Source organism: Streptomyces sp. V4I8, from assembly GCF_041261225.1.
Lineage (GTDB): Bacteria > Actinomycetota > Actinomycetes > Streptomycetales > Streptomycetaceae > Streptomyces.
Genome location: NZ_JBGCCN010000001.1, coordinates 4,882,189 through 4,897,588, shown reverse-complemented (window position 1 = coordinate 4,897,588; position 15,400 = coordinate 4,882,189). Strand labels below are relative to the sequence as shown.

Annotated in this window: 17 protein-coding genes; 13 read left to right on the top strand and 4 right to left on the bottom strand. The window is 70.6% G+C overall.

The features are described 5' to 3' along the window. Positions 1-13 precede the first annotated feature (13 nt). Both ABIE67_RS22085 and ABIE67_RS22080 read left to right on the top strand, forming a co-directional pair. Positions 14-451 (top strand): Fur family transcriptional regulator, encoded by a 438-nt coding sequence (locus ABIE67_RS22085; protein WP_217205547.1) that lies wholly within the window; start codon positions 14-16, stop codon positions 449-451. Between the two features lie 10 nt (positions 452-461). After that, entirely contained in the window at positions 462-1,427 is a 966-nt protein-coding gene (locus ABIE67_RS22080; RefSeq protein WP_370260102.1) for a folate-binding protein YgfZ, read from the top strand. 37 nt (positions 1,428-1,464) lie between these two features. Here the strand turns inward: ABIE67_RS22080 and dtd are convergent, their stop codons facing one another. Further along, the gene (gene dtd / locus ABIE67_RS22075) at positions 1,465-1,890 is read right to left on the bottom strand and encodes a D-aminoacyl-tRNA deacylase (protein WP_370260098.1); all 426 of its coding nucleotides are present in this window, start codon (positions 1,888-1,890) and stop codon (positions 1,465-1,467) included. Between the two features lie 159 nt (positions 1,891-2,049). Between dtd and ABIE67_RS22070 the strand changes: the two genes are divergently transcribed. Further along, the gene (locus ABIE67_RS22070; protein ID WP_370260096.1) at positions 2,050-2,673 is read left to right on the top strand and encodes an aerial mycelium formation protein; all 624 of its coding nucleotides are present in this window, start codon (positions 2,050-2,052) and stop codon (positions 2,671-2,673) included. 191 nt (positions 2,674-2,864) lie between these two features. Then, on the top strand, positions 2,865-4,157 hold the full coding sequence (locus ABIE67_RS22065; protein WP_370260094.1) for a GNAT family N-acetyltransferase: 1,293 nt from the start codon (positions 2,865-2,867) through the stop codon (positions 4,155-4,157). Positions 4,158-4,334: 177 nt separating this feature from the next. Here the strand turns inward: ABIE67_RS22065 and ABIE67_RS22060 are convergent, their stop codons facing one another. Continuing rightward, positions 4,335-4,514: a hypothetical protein gene (locus ABIE67_RS22060; protein ID WP_370260092.1), complete on the bottom strand. Its 180-nt coding sequence runs from the start codon at positions 4,512-4,514 to the stop codon at positions 4,335-4,337. A gap of 175 nt (positions 4,515-4,689) precedes the next feature. Here ABIE67_RS22060 and ABIE67_RS22055 point away from each other — a divergent pair, with 175 nt between their 5' ends. Beyond that, complete coding sequence (locus ABIE67_RS22055) at positions 4,690-5,613, top strand: winged helix-turn-helix domain-containing protein (RefSeq protein ID WP_370268808.1); 924 nt, start codon at positions 4,690-4,692, stop codon at positions 5,611-5,613. Between the two features lie 35 nt (positions 5,614-5,648). Here the strand turns inward: ABIE67_RS22055 and ABIE67_RS22050 are convergent, their stop codons facing one another. Beyond that, positions 5,649-5,837 carry a hypothetical protein gene (locus ABIE67_RS22050; protein WP_370260090.1) on the bottom strand — a complete coding sequence of 63 codons (189 nt, stop codon included), beginning with the start codon at positions 5,835-5,837 and terminating at the stop codon, positions 5,649-5,651. A 186-nt stretch (positions 5,838-6,023) separates the two neighbouring features. Between ABIE67_RS22050 and ABIE67_RS22045 the strand changes: the two genes are divergently transcribed. From ABIE67_RS22045 to ABIE67_RS22010, 8 genes are all read left to right on the top strand, one after another. After that, positions 6,024-6,902, top strand: a complete 879-nt coding sequence (locus ABIE67_RS22045) for a winged helix-turn-helix domain-containing protein (RefSeq protein WP_370260088.1) — start codon at positions 6,024-6,026, stop codon at positions 6,900-6,902. 45 nt (positions 6,903-6,947) lie between these two features. Further along, on the top strand, positions 6,948-7,844 hold the full coding sequence (locus tag ABIE67_RS22040; RefSeq protein WP_370260086.1) for a GntR family transcriptional regulator: 897 nt from the start codon (positions 6,948-6,950) through the stop codon (positions 7,842-7,844). Then, positions 7,841-8,584, top strand: a complete 744-nt coding sequence (locus tag ABIE67_RS22035; protein ID WP_370260084.1) for an HAD family hydrolase — start codon at positions 7,841-7,843, stop codon at positions 8,582-8,584. Before ABIE67_RS22040 ends, ABIE67_RS22035 begins: the two co-directional genes overlap by 4 nt. Before the next feature lie 199 nt (positions 8,585-8,783). Next, positions 8,784-9,656 carry a winged helix-turn-helix domain-containing protein gene (locus tag ABIE67_RS22030; protein WP_370260082.1) on the top strand — a complete coding sequence of 291 codons (873 nt, stop codon included), beginning with the start codon at positions 8,784-8,786 and terminating at the stop codon, positions 9,654-9,656. 98 nt (positions 9,657-9,754) lie between these two features. Continuing rightward, complete coding sequence (locus ABIE67_RS22025; protein WP_370260080.1) at positions 9,755-10,972, top strand: phosphotransferase family protein; 1,218 nt, start codon at positions 9,755-9,757, stop codon at positions 10,970-10,972. Beyond that, on the top strand, positions 10,962-11,714 hold the full coding sequence (locus tag ABIE67_RS22020; protein ID WP_370260078.1) for an HAD family hydrolase: 753 nt from the start codon (positions 10,962-10,964) through the stop codon (positions 11,712-11,714). The genes ABIE67_RS22025 and ABIE67_RS22020 overlap by 11 nt, the downstream gene beginning before the upstream one ends. 10 nt (positions 11,715-11,724) lie before the next feature. Then, a complete protein-coding gene (locus tag ABIE67_RS22015) occupies positions 11,725-12,366 on the top strand; it encodes a TetR/AcrR family transcriptional regulator (protein WP_370260075.1) in 642 nt (213 codons plus the stop codon). A gap of 41 nt (positions 12,367-12,407) precedes the next feature. Further along, complete coding sequence (locus tag ABIE67_RS22010; RefSeq protein ID WP_370260073.1) at positions 12,408-14,474, top strand: AAA family ATPase; 2,067 nt, start codon at positions 12,408-12,410, stop codon at positions 14,472-14,474. A 32-nt stretch (positions 14,475-14,506) separates the two neighbouring features. Here ABIE67_RS22010 and ABIE67_RS22005 read toward each other — a convergent pair whose 3' ends face one another. Further along, positions 14,507-15,349, bottom strand: a complete 843-nt coding sequence (locus tag ABIE67_RS22005) for a nitroreductase/quinone reductase family protein (protein WP_370260069.1) — start codon at positions 15,347-15,349, stop codon at positions 14,507-14,509. Positions 15,350-15,400 lie beyond the last annotated feature (51 nt).

The window sequence follows — 15,400 nt, the reverse complement described above, 5'->3', positions numbered from 1 at the left end:
TAGACTTTCCGGTGTGGTGAGCACCGACTGGAAGAGCGACCTCAGGCAGCGCGGCTACCGGCTGACGCCGCAGCGGCAGCTTGTCCTCGAAGCTGTGGACACCCTGGAGCATGCGACCCCCGACGACATCCTCGTGGAAGTGAGGAAGACGGCGTCGGGGGTCAACATTTCCACCGTGTACCGCACCCTGGAGCTCCTGGAGGAGCTGGGGCTGGTCAGCCACGCCCATCTCGGGCACGGTGCGCCGACGTATCACCTCGCCGACCGTCACCATCACCTCCACCTGGTCTGCCGGGACTGCGAGAACGTCATCGAGGCGGACGTCCAGGTGGCCGCCGAGTTCACGGCCAAGCTGAGCCGGACCTTCGGCTTCGAGACCGACATGAAGCACTTCGCGATCTTCGGCCGCTGCAAGGACTGCTCCCTGAAGAGTTCAACTACCGAGTCGTAGGCTTAGGCATATGAAGAGCCCCCTGCTGACCCTGCCCGGCGCCGTGCCCGCCGAGGGCGTGGACGAAGGCGTCGCCGCGCACTACGGCGATCTGTTCCGCGAGCAGCGCGCCCTCGCCGACGGCACCGGTTTCGTCGACCTCTCGCACCGCGGAGTCGTCGCCGTCACCGGCCAGGACCGGCTGAGCTGGCTGCATCTGCTGCTCACCCAGCACGTCAGCGACCTCCCGGTGGGCGAGTCCACCGAGGCGCTGATCCTCTCCGCGCACGGCCACATCGAGCACGCGCTGTACCTGGTCGACGACGGCGCGACGGTCTGGGCCCATGTCGAGCCCGGCACCCAGGACGCGCTGATCGCGTACCTGGAGTCGATGAAGTTCTTCTACCAGGTCGAAGTCGCCGACCGGACCGACGAGTTCGCGGTCGTGCACCTGCCCGCCGGGTCCATCGCCGAGGTCCCCGAGAACGCCGTCGTACGCGAGACGGCGTACGGCCGTGACCTGTTCCTCCCGCGCGCCGACCTGGAGTCGTACGCCGGCAAGGCGGGCCCCCCGGCCGGGCTCCTGGCGTACGAGGCACTGCGCGTCGAGCACCACCGCCCGCGCCTCGGCTTCGAGACCGACCACCGTACGATCCCGCACGAGCTGGGCTGGATCGGCACCGCGGTGCATCTGCAGAAGGGCTGCTACCGCGGTCAGGAGACGGTCGCCCGCGTCCAGAACCTCGGCAAGCCGCCGCGCCGGCTGGTCTTCCTGCACCTGGACGGCAGCGAGGTCCACCTGCCCACGCCCGGCACGGAGATCCGGCTGGCCGACGAGGGCCCCGACGGCCGCAAGATCGGTTTCATCACGACGTCGGTACGGCACCACGAGCTGGGCCCGGTCGCGCTCGCCCTGGTCAAGCGGAACGTCCCGGTGGACGCACCGCTGGTGGCGGGGGACACGGCGGCGGCGCAGGAGGTCGTAGTAGAGCCCTGAGCCCTGGACTCCGAGCCCTGAGGTCCTGTCCTGGACCTCAGATCTCCAGCAGCACGGTGAACGGGCCGTCGTTCGTCAGCGCCACCCGCATCTTGGCGCCGAACCGGCCCGTCGCCACCGTCGCCCCCAGGGCGCGGAGTTGGGCGACGACCTCGTCGACGAGCGGCTCGGCGACATCGCCGGGGGCGGCGGCGTTCCACGTGGGCCGGCGTCCCTTGCGCGCGTCGCCGTAGAGGGTGAACTGGCTGATGACGAGGAGCGGGGCGTCGATGTCGCTGCAGGACCTCTCGTCGTCCAGCATGCGGATCGACCAGAGTTTGCGGGCGAGTTGGGCCGCCTTCTCCTTGGTGTCCTCGTGTGTGACACCGACGAGCACGCACAGCCCCTCGCCCACGATCTCGCCGACGGTCTCCCCGTCCACGACGACACTCGCGCCGTCCACCCTCTGCACCACAGCTCGCATGCGGCCATCATGCCGTGAGCGGTGAGATCTCCTCGAAGGGGGACTCTTTTTTGATCCTTAAGGCCCCATCTGGGGCTGTTCGTGGGCACTCGGTCACATAGCGGCCACTTGGGATGGCACCATGCTTCCACACGCCGGTCGAGGGGACGGTAGAGGCATATGAGCACACCGAGTACCGGGCAGCCCCCTGGGGCTGTCGTGTTGAACCACGCGGGCCAGCCGGCCGGCCTTCGGCCGCCCACACAGCGCACCGCGGACGATCCGGGGCCGGGAGCGGACCCCCGGCTGCCCGCGGATCCACCCGAGCAGGACCTGACCGGGCTCAGCCTGCCAGAGCTGCGCACCGTGCGCCGGGACGCCCAGCGGGACGAGGCGGACCTGAGTTATGTACGGCGACTGCTGCAGGGGCGGATCGACATCCTGCGGGCCGAGCTCGCGCGGCGCTCCCCGGCGGGCGCGGCGTCCGTAGTGGAGCGTCTCTCGGAGATCCTGACCGACGCCCCGGCCCGCCACCGCTCCTCCGCCCGGCATGTGACGCTGGGCACCCCGCAGAGCGAGGAGTACCGGCGGCTGGCGGCCGACATGCTGGCCGAGGTCGAACTGTCGGACCTGGAGGCACGCACGGACGTCGAACTGAAAACCGCGATGGGCAGGCTCGTCAGCTACGAGCAGCAGGTGTCCCGACGCCGCCAACGCCTCCAGCGGACGGCGGACGACTGCAGCGGGGAGATCGCCCGGCGCTACCGGGACGGCGAGGCCCTGGTGGAGGACCTGCTGACGTAGCGCTTGACGGATCTTTCAGCCCGTCCGGCGTTTGAGGACGAGGCCGTAGGCCGACAGCGGGGGTCCAGGGGGGCGGCAGCCCCCTGGCGGGGTCGAAGGGGCGGAGCCCCTTCAGGGACGGGACGGGTAGAGGCGGCGGGGGCGAGAGAAATTCGGAGCACCCCCGGCCGCCCGCCCCCTACCGTGGCCCCATGAGCCGTCCCGAAACCCACATCGACGTCCGCCCGATCACCGAGGCCGACACCCCCGACTGGATCAGGGCCCTGAACACCGGCTTCCTGCGTACCCCCGACGTCTCCGAGACGGAGATCGCGGACCGCAGCTCGTACATCGACCCGGCCCGCACCCTCGGCGCCTTCGACGCCGGCCGCTGCGTCGCCACCTTCCGCTCCTTCGCCCAGGAGATCACCGCGGTCGGCGGCGCCCCCGTCCCCGCCGACGCCGTCTCGAACGTCACCGTCACCCCCACCCACCGCCGCCGCGGCCTGCTTACCCGCATGATGGCCCACGACCTGGCGGCCGCGAAGGACCGCGGTGACGTCGTCGCGACCCTGATCGCCGCCGAGTACCCGATCTACGGCCGCTACGGCTTCGGCCCCGCCACCTGGACGACCCAGTGGACGGTCGACGTCCCCCGGACCGGCCTCGACCCGAGGTGGGCCGGCCCCGAGGACGGCGGCCGTATCGACATCGTGGACGGGGCGGACGTACGCAAGATCGGCCCGGAGCTGTACGAGCGGGTGCGCCGCGCACAGCCGGGTGCCGTCAACCGGGACGAGCGGTGGTGGCTGGTCAGCACGGGGGTGCTGCGCCTGGACAGGACGCCGTGGACCGAGCCCTTCTTCGCCGTGTACCGCTCGGCGGGCGGCGAGGTCGAGGGACTGGTGTCGTACACGGCGGACGACCACTGGAGCGAGGGCAAGAAGCAGCCGTTGAACACGGCGAGCGTCAAGTGGCTGATCGCGGCGACCTCGGACGCCGAGCGCGCCCTGTGGCGCTATCTGTGCTCGATCGACTGGGTCATGACGGTGAAGAGCGGCTGGCGGGCCCCCGACGACCTGCTGCCCTTCTTCCTGCCCGATCCGCGGGCCGCCGCGGTCACCTCGCACGCGGACTGGCTGTGGGTGCGGATCCTGGACGTCGTACGGGCGCTGGAGGCGCGGACCTACGAGGGGCAGGGGGCGCTGGTGATCGAGGTCGTGGACCGGGGCGGGGACGGCCGCGGGGACGGCAGCGGGGGCGGGCTGACGGGCGGGCGGTACCGGCTGGAGGCGTCCGCGGACGGGGCCTCGTGCACACCGACCACGGCCGCCGCCGAACTCACCCTCGACATAGCCGACTTGGGCTGCCTCTGGCTCGGCGACGAGTCCGCGGTGCGGCTCGCCGCGCTGGGCCGGGTGCGGGAAGAGCGAGCGGGCGCCGCCTCGGTGGCCGACGCCCTGCTGCGAACGTCCAGGCGGCCTTGGTGCCCGGACATGTTCTGAACCTCCTCCGTGTCGACGACGGGTCTGCTCATCCGTAGCGAGCTGTGCGGTTGTGGTTGTTGTTCAGTTGTGGCTGTGCGAGCGATGTTCGGTTGTCGATGTGAAGTTGTGGCTGTGCTGACCGACCGGGCTCCCGGCTCCCCTCCGGAAGGGAGCCCGATCAGCCGAACTTGGTCCCTACTGGGCCAGCAGCATGACGAGGATCACCGCCCCGATGCCGCTGATCATGGTGTTCTTGGCCTTGATGCCGATGGAGAGCGCGAGGAAGGCCATGAAGCCCATCGGCCCGAACTTCCACTGGACGAGCTGCTCGAATCCGATGGCGAGCGCGGCGACGGCGAGGTAGATCAGCGGCATGCCGTCCTCCTAAGGGACGATGCTCGACAGAACCGACTCTGGTGGCCAACCCCTCAGGAAGTTTGACCATGTTGCCTAAGTTGGCGACCAACTTCACTGTACTTATGTCCACTTGGAAGCGTCTCATAACCATCTACCCTTGAACTGCCGGAAGATGGCGGGAAGTTGTAGTGTTCTGGTCGTGGACCCGGAACACGCCTCCGTCAGCGGACGGAAGAGGACACAGCGGCCACAGAGAACACACGTCCAGGTGGCCGACGAGCTGCGCACGCGGATCAGGTCCGGAGTGCTGCGGCCGGGCCAGCGCATGCCCACGCAGGCCAAGCTGGCCGACGAGTTCGGCGTCGAGCGCGGTGCCGTACGGCAGGCGTTGCGCATCCTGCAGTCGGAGCACCTGCTGACCAACGTCTCCAAGGGAAGCCCGGCCACGGTGGCCCCGGTGCCCGGCCCGGAGGCCGCCCTGGTCCCGGCCGGCCCCGGCGCCCCGCCGATGCCCACCACCGCGGCCCTGGCGCCGCGCATAGCGACCGCGTTCGCGGTGCCCCACGTCGAGATCGACGCCCTGTGCCTCACCTCGGTCTCCCTCACCCTCGCCATCGGCGAACCGCTGCGCCGTATTCACGCCGGAGAACTGAAACCGGCCAAGGTCGACGTCCGCGTCCTGCTGCCGTCCCGGGACATCGACCTGGCCTTCCCCACCCCGGTGGACGCCCCGGCCGAGCACGGCCGGCTGCAGCGGCGCTGGCTGGCCCATCGCAACGCGCAGGGGCAGGTGCTGCGGCACAACCTGCTGGCCCTTCGCTCCTCGCACGGCATCGACGTGCACGTGACCTTCCGGGCCCTGCCCTTCACGCCCCCGGTGAAGCTCTACCTCCTCAACGGCGTGGAGGCGCTCTTCGCGTACTACACGCTCACGCGCCGCGAGGAGGAGGTGGACCACGAGCAGCTGGAGATGTACGACGCCGAGGGCACCCGCTCGATGCTGTTCGCCTTCGAGCAGGGCGCCGGGCTGCGCGACACGACGTTCGTGGAGCAGTCGCACCTCTGGTTCAACGCGCTGTGGGAGACGATCAGTTCGGAGCTGGTGCTCACGCCCTGACTCCTCGCACGGCGGCTGACGTGGGTACGCGCAGGTCACAGTGCGGGGCGGGTGACCAGGGCGGCGAGGACCAGGGCCCCGACGGAGCTGAGGGCCGGGCTTCTGGCCTTGAGGCCGATGGTGAGCAGCAGCAGGCCGATGATGCCCATCGGGCCGTATTTCCACTGGACGAGCTGCTCGAAGCCGATGACGAAGACGGCGAAGACGAAGGTGATGGCAGGCACGGTCGTTCCCCCTTCGGGCTGCCGGACAGGACGGGCGTGGAGCGTCGGGGGTTGGGCGACAAGAAGGCAAAGAGTCTGCCAACTTGATCGAGTTGGTCACCAACTCTAATAAAGTTGTCCCCACTTGGCAGCTATTCATAAACAACCTCCGGACAACTCCCCGTAGATGGACGGAAGTTGTAGCGTTTGGTCGTGACCCAGGAGAACGTGGTGGTGAACGGCAGCGGAAGACCCTCGGCCCAGGAGATCGCCGACATCCTGCGTGCGCGCATCCGTACCGGGGAGCTCAGGGCCGGTGACCGCCTGCCCACCCAGGCCGAGCTCGCCGAGGAGTTCGGCGTGGAGCGCGGTGCCGTGCGCCAGGCCCTGCGCGCGCTCCAGGACGACGGGCTCCTCAGCAATGTGAGCAAGGGCAGCCCGCCGCGTATCGCCGCGTCGACGCCCACCCGGGAGGAGCCTCAGCCGACGATGGTGGCACTGGCCCCACGGCTGGCGGAGGCGTTCGCCGCCCCGCGGGTGCGGATCGACGCGGCCTGCCTCACCGCCGAGACGTTGATGCTGGCCCTGAGCGAACCCCTGCGCCTGATCCACGAGGGCCGCCTGCACCCCGAGTCGATCGAGGCCCGGATCCTGCTGCCGTCCCGGGACATCAACCTGGCCTTCCCCATCTCGGTCGAGGGCCACAGCGACGACGACCCGGTCCACCAGGACTGGCTGGCCCGGCGCAACGCCCAGGGGCAGGTCCTGCGTCACAACCTCCAGGCGCTGCGCTACTCGCACGGCATCGACGTCCACGTCGCCTTCCGCGCCCTGCCCTTCACCCCGCCGGTGAAGCTGTACCTCCTCAACGGCGTGGAGGCGCTGATCTCCTACTACATGATCGGCCGCCGCGAGGGGCCCCTGGAGTCCGGGCCCACGGACGTGTACGACGTCCTGGGCACCGAGTCCCTGCTCTTCTCCTTCGAGAAGGCGGCCGGCCGGCGTGACGTCGCGTTCGTGACGGAGTCCCAGAAGTGGTTCGACGCCCTGTGGGAAACCATCACCACAGACCTGAACCTGAGTTGAAGGAGGACTCGACATGCCCCACCGGTCCGCGGACACCGCACAGCCATGCACCTGACCCAGGAGAACGACGTAGTGACCGGCAGCAACAAGGGGTCGCCTCAGGACATCGCGGACACCCTGCGGGGCCGTATCCGAAGTGGTGAACTCAAGAAGGGCGACAAGCTGCCGACCCAGGCACAGCTCGCGGCCGAGTTCGGTGTCGAACGCGGCACCGTGCGGCAGGCGCTGCGCATCCTCCAGCAGGACGGACTGCTCAGCAACGCGGGCAAGGGCAGCCCGCCCCGGGTCGCCGAGGCGGTCCCCGAACCCGACGCACCCCAGCAGACGATCGCGATCCTGCACACCTGCCTCGAGCGGGCGTTCGAGGCCCGGGAGGTGCTGGTCGACGTCCTCTGCTTCACGGCCGAGACCCTGATCCTGGCGCTCGCCGAACCGCTCCGGCTGATCCACCAGGGCCGGCTGCGCCCCGAGTCGATCCAGCTGCGCTGTCTGGTGCCCGCCCGCGGCCTCTCCCTCGCCTTTCCCGTGCCGGTCGAAGAGGAGGACTCCTCGCGGGCGCAGGCCATGCACGAGGAGCTGATGGACCAGCGCGACAGCCAGTTGCGGGTGCTGCGCAGCACGCTGAAGAGGCTGACGAGGGAGGGCGAGAACCGGGTCGGCGACGTCCGCGTGACCTACAAGGAACTCCCCTTCACGACACCGGCGAAGCTGTACCTGCTCAACGGGGAGGAGGCGGTGTTCGGCTACTACCAGGTCGGTGAGCGGCCGAGGGAGACGGCGGGCGGTGAGATCCAGACCTACGACGTGAGCGGTCATAAGGCGATGCTCTTCTCGTTCGCCAGGAGCAGGGGCGGCCGCGACGGGGCCTTCGTCGAGGAGTCGCAGAAATGGTTCAACGCGCTCTGGGAAACGATCGCGACTGATCTGACACTCTCTGAATGACCTCTGATACACGACAGACGCAGCCGTCGCCGGGCCAGGCCGAGGCCCTGCGGGAGCTGATCGGCAGAGCGAAGTACGTCATCTTCGACTTCGACGGCCCGATCTGCCGGCTGTTCGCCGGGCACCCCGCCGAGCGCGTGGCTCGCGACCAGGTCGAATGGCTGGAGAAGCAGGGGCGGTTGGACGTGCTGACCGAGGAGGAGCGCGACCGGCCGGACCCGCACGGGGTGCTGTACGCCGTGGCCGCACGGCAGCCGCAGCGGAGCGACCTGGTGGTGGCCCTCGAGGCGCTGCTCACCCAGGGCGAGCTGAAGGCCGTTCCCAAGGCGATGCCGACGGAGTACGCCGATCCCCTGATCCGCACCCTGGCGGCGCGGGGCACCCGGCTGGCCATAGCGAGCAACAACTCGGCCCGTTCCGTGGAGGAGTACCTGTCCACCCGGGGCACCCTCGGCTGTTTCGCCCCGCACATCTACGGCCGCACCTCGGACCTGCGGTTCATCAAGCCGCACCCCAAGACGCTGAACCACGCGCTGAGGTCCCTGGGGGCCGAGCCCGGCGCCACGCTGATGATCGGTGACACGCTGTCGGACTTCGGCGCGGCGAAGAACGCCGGCGTCCGGTTCCTGGGGTATGCGCGCAGTGCGGAGAAGGCCGAGGTGCTGACGGAGGCGGGCGTCCATCCGCTCGGCATCGTGGACTCGCTGCTGCCGCTGCTGGAGGTCGTGCGCGCCCTGTGAGGCCGGAACGGCACCCGGCGGGTCTGCCGACATGATCCCTCCCCGGTCGACAACTAGTAGGCCAATTGGACTAGTTCTTCTGAATTGGACTTTCCCTGCTCCGAAGATTGCTAATCATCGGTCCAATTGATCCGCCAGTGGCAAGCCGCAGTTGACTGCAAGTGGTGTGACGGCGGCCGAGGAGAGGTACGTTCTGAGGGTGGTTACCTCAGCGAGCGGGCAGGGCGGCGGGAAGAAGTCCGAGCAGGCGGAAACGGAACTGCGGAACCGCCTGGCGAACGGTACGTACGGTGTGGGCACCTTCCTCCCGCCCCAGCGGGACCTGATCGGCGAGCTCGGCGTGAGCCGGGACACCCTGCGGAAGGTTCTCCAGACGCTGGCCGAGGAGGGGTGGCTGGAGACCCGGCAGGGCAGCGGCAGCCGCGTACTGCGGGCGGGGTCGTCCGGTCAGGGCGGTGCGACGGCCACCCCCGTGCTCTCCGCGGTGATCGACGAGGCCTTCCGGAAGCCTCGGGTCACCCTGGACACGCTCACGCTCACCTCGGAGAACCTGGTCAACAACCTCACCCGCCCGGTGGACCTGATCTGCAGCGGGAACGCGCGCGCACCTCGGGAGGTGCGCATACGGATGCTGCTGCCGACCGAGGACAAGGCCAGGCGGCCCGCCTTTCCCCGCGCGGTGGCGCCGGACGACGCGCGGGTCTGGCAGCGCTGGCGGGGGATGGCCCGCCGGTTCGGCAAGCAGGTCGGCGGGCTGGTGAGGGACCTGTCCGCCGCGGGCGTGGACGCCGCCGTGGAGGTCCGGCGCGTGCCGCTGACCCCCACGCAGAAGCTCTACATCGTCAATGGCTCACAGGTGCTGTTCGCCTCGTACGTGGTGGCCGAAACCGATATCGAACTCGACGACGGGTCCCTGGTCCCCGCGTACGACGTGCGCGGCGACCGCCTGGAGCTCTCGGAGGCCACCGCGGACTCCGGCCGTGAGCAGGAGCGCAAGCAGTTCGACGGCCTGGTGAACTCGTTCGAGTCGTACTGGACGTTCCTGAGTGAACCGGACAGCGCTCCCGACTGACCGCCGACGGGGCCGGGTCCGTACCGAGAGTGATCGGAGGCTGTCCAAATAGTGACACGAAGTGAGAACGATCACGATGCGTACTACCCTTCGCGCTCATGTCGCACCCTCTGCCCCGCAGAGCGCACCAGTCACTGGTGCGATACCTCGCGGAGGCGCGGCGCCACCGTCCGGTCGGGACGGTGGTATCCGGCCATCACAACACCAATCGCATCGCGGCAGTGGGGCAGCCACTGGCGTTCCTGCTGGGCCTGCGGTCCGGGCGGGACCTCGCCAAGTTCCGCACGCCGCTGCCCACCGTCGAGGTGGTGCCGCGGATCTGGCCCCGGGAGGGCGACGTACTGCGGGCGGTGGGCCGGCACGTGGGCGGAGTGCCCCGCTGTCTGGCGGACTTCGGGGAATGGTCGCTGCACACCTATCTGGCGGGCTTCGCGCTCGTCGACGAGGTTCCCCACGGCCCCGTCGGCAGCGAGCGCCTCGCCGCTCTGGCGGACTTCTTCGCCCGTCTGGCCGACGTGCGCTCGGACGATCTGCCGCCGCTGCCCGCCGATTGGCCTGACGACGGGGACAGCCGGGGCTTCCTGTCCTGGCTCCACCGGTTCACCGACGTCGAGGTGCACCAGGCCAATCGGCCGAGTTTCGGCGAACTCTTCGACGCGGTGGGGGTCACGCGCGAGGTGGTGGAACGGTTCATGACCTCGGTGCCCGAGCTGAGCCCGCGTCCGTTCGCGCTCGTCCACACCGACGTCCACCGGGCCAATGTGCTGGTCGTCGAGGACGAGGAAGGTGCCCGTCTGTCGGTCATCGACTGGGAGCTCGCGCTGTACGGCGACCCCCTGCACGACCTCGCGACCCATCTGGTCCGGATGGCGTACGACAAGGCGGAGCACGAGCTGATGGTCCGCATGTGGCGGGACGCGATGTGCGGCGCGAACCACGCGGACATGACGGTCGGCCTCGACCACGACCTGGCCGTGTACCTCCGCTTCGAGTACGCGCAGTCGGTGTTCCCCGACATCATGCGCGCGGCTCTAGCTCTCCCGGAGGGCCCGGCCGAGGAGGACCTCGCCGAGGCGGCGGAACGCATCCGCAGGGCGCTGCACCGGGCCAGGGAGCCGCTGGCGCTCGTGGACGTGCCCGACGTGCGGCACACCATGGACGCGCTGCGGCGATGGCAGGCGGCCGACGCGGCCCGCAAGCGGCGGGAGGCGGACGTCGTCCCGGATGGCCTCACCGGCCCGGACGTCCTGGGTTCCCCGCCGAACGCCGTCGCGCACCCGGAGGCGGCCCCTCGGATGGAGACGCATGCCCGCTGACCTCGCCGACGCCACGGACGTGCGGGACCTGCTCACCGCCACGCGGTGTGTGCTCTTCGACTTCGACGGGCCGATCTGCCGGCTCTTCCCGAGAGGCGCGTCGGCGTCGTTGGCCGACGAACTGCGCACCCTCGTGGCCAAGTTCGGTGCCGAGGACCTGCTGACGGCAGGGGAGCGAGGGGCCATCGATCCCCATGTGGTGCTGCGCGCGGTGCACCGGGCGCGGCGGGAGCGGGACGTGGCGGAACTGCTGGACCTGATGGAGGAGAGCCTGACGGCGGGCGAGGTGGACGCGGCACGGCGCGCCTGGCACACCCCGTACGCCGACGTCCTCATCGAAGGCCTGGCCGAACGGCATGTGCGACTGGCCGTGGTCACCAACAACGCACCCGAGGCGGCCCGGTGCCACCTCGAGCTCCGTGGGCTGCGGGGGTGCTTCGCCGCTGTCCACGGCCGCACCGACCCCGGTCTGATGAAACCGGAACCCCATGTCGTGCTCCGCGCGCTGGACAGTCTGGGCTGCGCCCCCGAGGACGCCGTGATGATCGGGGACACCGGGGCGGACGTGCGGGCGGCCGAGCGGGCCGGCGTCCGCTTCATCGGCTACGGACGCAACGCCCGCAAGGTGAAGGGGCTGCGGGACGCCGGGGCTTCCGTGGTGATCGGTTCGTATCTGCCGTTGGTCGCGAGGCCCGGAACCGCGTCGCGCCGGCACTCCGGCGCGGGCACCGCCGGACCGTAGGCTCGCCCGCATGAGCAAGCCAGGCACCGCCGAGACCGGCCTCCGTGAACGCAAGAAGCAGCGGATGTACCAGACCGTCTCGGACACCGCCGTCCGCCTCTTCCTGGAGAGGGGCTTCGACGCGGTGTCCGTCGCCGATGTCGCTGCCGCGGCAGAGATCTCCAAGCCGACGCTGTTCCGGTACTTCCCGACGAAGGAGGACCTGGTCCTGTACCGGTTCGCCGATCACGAGGACGAGGCCGCGCGGGTCGTACGGGAGGGGCCCTCGCCCGTGCGGGCGCTGCGTCGGCACTTTCTCGACGGGCTCGAGCGGTGTGATCCCGTCACGGGGCTCAACGACCATCCCGAGGTGCTCGCCTACCAGGCGCTGCTGTACGGGACGCCTTCGCTGGTCGCCCGCATGTTCGGCTATCTGGAGCGTTCGGAGGCCGCGCTCGCCGAGGCGCTCGGCGGAGGGCTGGAGGCGCGGCTGGCCGCGGGGCAGATCGTCGCCGTGCAGCGGATCCTCGCGCAGGAGAACTGGCGGCGGATCGCGGCGGGGGAGCGGGTGGCCGAGGTGCGGGGGGACGCGGTGGCCGCTGCCGAGCGGGCGTTCGAGCTGCTGGAGGCGGGGCTGCCGGGGCTGGTCGCCCACCGAACTGAGGCTGAGTAAAAAATTTAACTCGGTTACGTTATTTCGGTACGCTCCATGGAATGACGCCACCCGATCCCGCCTCCAGCCCCGCTTCCCCTCACGCCCCCCACCGCACGCTCCGCGACGCGCTCATCCAGGAACGCGCCCACCACGACCGCTGTCGTACCGCCCTCGCCGGCATGATCGACGGCGCCGACGAACAGGTCGTCATCGGCGAGAACGCCTCCGCCTCCGGGGCCGACGCCGAGGTCCTCGGATACCAGCTGCGCAGCCAGGCCAAGGCGATGCACGAGCTGCCCGAAGGGCCCTTGTTCTTCGGGCGGCTGGACTTCGGCGCGGGCGGGCATCAGGCGCTGCACATCGGGCGGCTGCGGATCAGCGAGCATCCCGCCGACCCGCCCCTCGTCGTCGACTGGCGCGCCCCCGTCTCCCGCGCCTTCTACCAGGCCGGCGCCCGCGACCCGCAGGGCGTCTCCGTACGGCGACGGTTCGGCTGGGCGCCGGGAAGCCGCGGGGACTCCGCCGATCTCACCGGCCTGGAGGACGAGCACCTCGACCGGGGCGAGTCCCGGACCAGCGAGATCGTCGCGCGGGAGATCGAACGGCCCCGCGTCGGGCCCATGCGGGACATCGCGGCCACCATCCAGCCCGAGCAGGACGAGCTCGTACGAGGTGACCTCACCCTCTCCGTGTGCGTGCAGGGCGCCCCGGGCACCGGAAAGACCGCTGTCGGTCTGCACCGCGCCGCCTACCTGCTCTACACCCACCCGCAGCGCATCCGCCGAGGCGGCCTGTTGATCCTCGGGCCCAACCGGACCTTCCTCTCGTACATCTCCGAGGTGCTGCCCGCCCTCGGCGAGACCGGCGTACGGCAGTCCACGCTGCGGGACGAGATCGCCCGGCATCCGGTCACGGGGACCGACGACGAGAGGGCCGCCGTCGTCAAGCACGACGTCCGGATGGCGGAGGTGCTGCGGCGGGCGTTGTACGCGCGGGTGCGTGCCCAGAGGGAGGCGGGGGTGGACTCCCTTGCCGTTCCCGACGGTTCGTACCGGTGGCGGGTGTCGGAGGACAGGCTGCTGCGGATCGTCGCGGGGGTGCGGGCCGAGGAGCCGCCGTACGCCGTCGGGCGGGAGCGGGTGCGTACGCGGGTGGTGCGGCTCGTTCAGGAGCAGGCCGAGCGGCGGAGCGGGCCGCAGAGTGCCGCGTGGGTGCAGAGGATCTCGCGGGCGCGGGCGGTCGGGGCGTACGTCGATGCCGTGTGGCCGCGGGTGCGGCCCGAGGAGGTCGTGGCTCAACTGCTCCGCGAGCCGACGGTGTTGGCGGAGGCCGCCGACGGGCTGCTGGACGCGGACGAGCAGCGGGCGCTGCTGTGGGCGAAGCCGCCGCGGTCGTGGAGGTCGGCGCGCTGGTCGGCCGCCGATCTCGTACTGCTCGACGAAGTGGCGGGGCTCATCGAGCATCCGAAGGGGTACGGCCATGTCGTCGTCGACGAGGCGCAGGACCTGTCACCGATGGAGTGCCGGGCGATCGCGCGGCGGGCCGCCTTCGGGTCGGTGACCGTGCTCGGGGACCTGGCGCAGGGGACGACCCCGTGGGCGGCGCGGTCGTGGGAGACGGTGCTGGGGCATCTGGGGAAGCCGGACGCGGTGGTCGTACCGCTCACCACGGGGTTCCGGGTGCCCCGGGCGGTGCTGGCGCTGGCCAACCGGCTGCTGGAGCGGCTGGAGGTGGCCGTGCCGGCGGCCCGTTCGCTGCGGGGGGACGGGGAGCTGCGGGTCCGGGAGGCCGACGGTGATCTGCCGGCGGCGGTCGTGGGTGCCGTACGGGACGCGCTGGGCCGGGAGGGGTCCGTCGGGGTCGTCGCGGCGGACGGGGACGTGGACCAGGTGACGGAGGCGCTGCGGGCGGCCGGGATCGAGGCGGGGGGCGCGGACCAGACGGGGGAGCGGGTGACCGTCGTACCGGCGAGTGTGGTGAAGGGGCTGGAGTACGACCATGTCGTCGCCGTGGAGCCGGCGGCGATCGTGGAGGCGGAGGAGCGGGGGCTGCACCGGCTGTATGTGGTGGTGACGCGGGCGGTGGCGGGGCTGGAGGTGGTGCACGGGAGGCCGTTGCCGTGGTGAGGGTCCGGGCCGCGGCGGCCTCCCGTGGGCCGTTACGCCGCGTCGAGGAGCGGGACCAACTGCTCCTCCTCGTAGGTCAGATGCGCCTCCAGCGCGGCCGTGAGGCGCTCCACCTCGGCGCGGGCGGCGGCCGGGTCCACGTCCTCGTCGGACACGACGCGGCGCAGGTCCTCGACGAGCCCGGCGATCCGCTCGTGCTCGGCGCCCAGCCGGGCCAGCGCGGGCGCGAACTCGGGGTGGCGGTCGGCCAGGACGGGGAACATGCCGAGGTCCTCGCCGGTGTGGTGGTTGTGCAGGCCCGCGCAGAAGGTCAGGCAGTTGACGCGGAGCTGGGCGCCGAGGGTCGTACCGTTGCCCACGGTCATCTCCTCCCGGATCAGGGCGAGTTCGCGGCGGAAGGCGTCGTGGACGACCTTGATGGCCTCGCCCATGGAGGAGGCGTTGATGTTCGGGGGACCGTCCTGGGCGATCTCGTGCAGGGCGACCACGGGGATCACCCGCTGCGTCTTCTGCTGGTACGCCGCCCAGCCCGGATCCGCCTCCACGGCCCGTGCGAACGCCCGGTCGCGCTCCTCGCCCTGGAGTACTTCGGCCCGCGCCTCATAGGTGAACGCGCCGCTCTCGATGGTGACCCGGGGGTTCGCGAGGAGGTTGTGGAACCACGCCGGATGCTTGGGGGCGCCCGCGGCCGAGGCGATGACCAGGACGCGGTCGCCGCCGTCGGGGAGGTAGCCGACGGGGGTGGTGTGCGGGCGGCCGGTGCGGGCGCCGGTGGTGGTGAGCAGAAGGAGCCGGGCGCCTTCGAAGTAGCCGCCGACGCGGCCGTTGTTGGCGCGGAACTCCGCTATGACCTGCTGATTGAAATCGTGGGGCATTCTCTCTCTTTCTCTGTCGCTGGATTCCGTGCGGAGGGCACGGAGGGGAAA

What these genes read in the sequence shown, in the direction of transcription:
- ABIE67_RS22080 (WP_370260102.1), top strand. Translation starts at nt 462, where the DNA reads ATGAAGAGCCCCCTGCTGACCCTGCCCGGCGCCGTGCCCGCCGAGGGC.
- dtd (WP_370260098.1), bottom strand. Translation starts at nt 1,890, where the DNA reads ATGCGAGCTGTGGTGCAGAGGGTGGACGGCGCGAGTGTCGTCGTGGAC.
- ABIE67_RS22070 (WP_370260096.1), top strand. Translation starts at nt 2,050, where the DNA reads ATGAGCACACCGAGTACCGGGCAGCCCCCTGGGGCTGTCGTGTTGAAC.
- ABIE67_RS22065 (WP_370260094.1), top strand. Translation starts at nt 2,865, where the DNA reads ATGAGCCGTCCCGAAACCCACATCGACGTCCGCCCGATCACCGAGGCC.
- ABIE67_RS22060 (WP_370260092.1), bottom strand. Translation starts at nt 4,514, where the DNA reads ATGCCGCTGATCTACCTCGCCGTCGCCGCGCTCGCCATCGGATTCGAG.
- ABIE67_RS22040 (WP_370260086.1), top strand. Translation starts at nt 6,948, where the DNA reads ATGCACCTGACCCAGGAGAACGACGTAGTGACCGGCAGCAACAAGGGG.
- ABIE67_RS22035 (WP_370260084.1), top strand. Translation starts at nt 7,841, where the DNA reads ATGACCTCTGATACACGACAGACGCAGCCGTCGCCGGGCCAGGCCGAG.
- ABIE67_RS22025 (WP_370260080.1), top strand. Translation starts at nt 9,755, where the DNA reads ATGTCGCACCCTCTGCCCCGCAGAGCGCACCAGTCACTGGTGCGATAC.
- ABIE67_RS22020 (WP_370260078.1), top strand. Translation starts at nt 10,962, where the DNA reads ATGCCCGCTGACCTCGCCGACGCCACGGACGTGCGGGACCTGCTCACC.
- ABIE67_RS22015 (WP_370260075.1), top strand. Translation starts at nt 11,725, where the DNA reads ATGAGCAAGCCAGGCACCGCCGAGACCGGCCTCCGTGAACGCAAGAAG.
- ABIE67_RS22010 (WP_370260073.1), top strand. Translation starts at nt 12,408, where the DNA reads ATGACGCCACCCGATCCCGCCTCCAGCCCCGCTTCCCCTCACGCCCCC.
- ABIE67_RS22005 (WP_370260069.1), bottom strand. Translation starts at nt 15,349, where the DNA reads ATGCCCCACGATTTCAATCAGCAGGTCATAGCGGAGTTCCGCGCCAAC.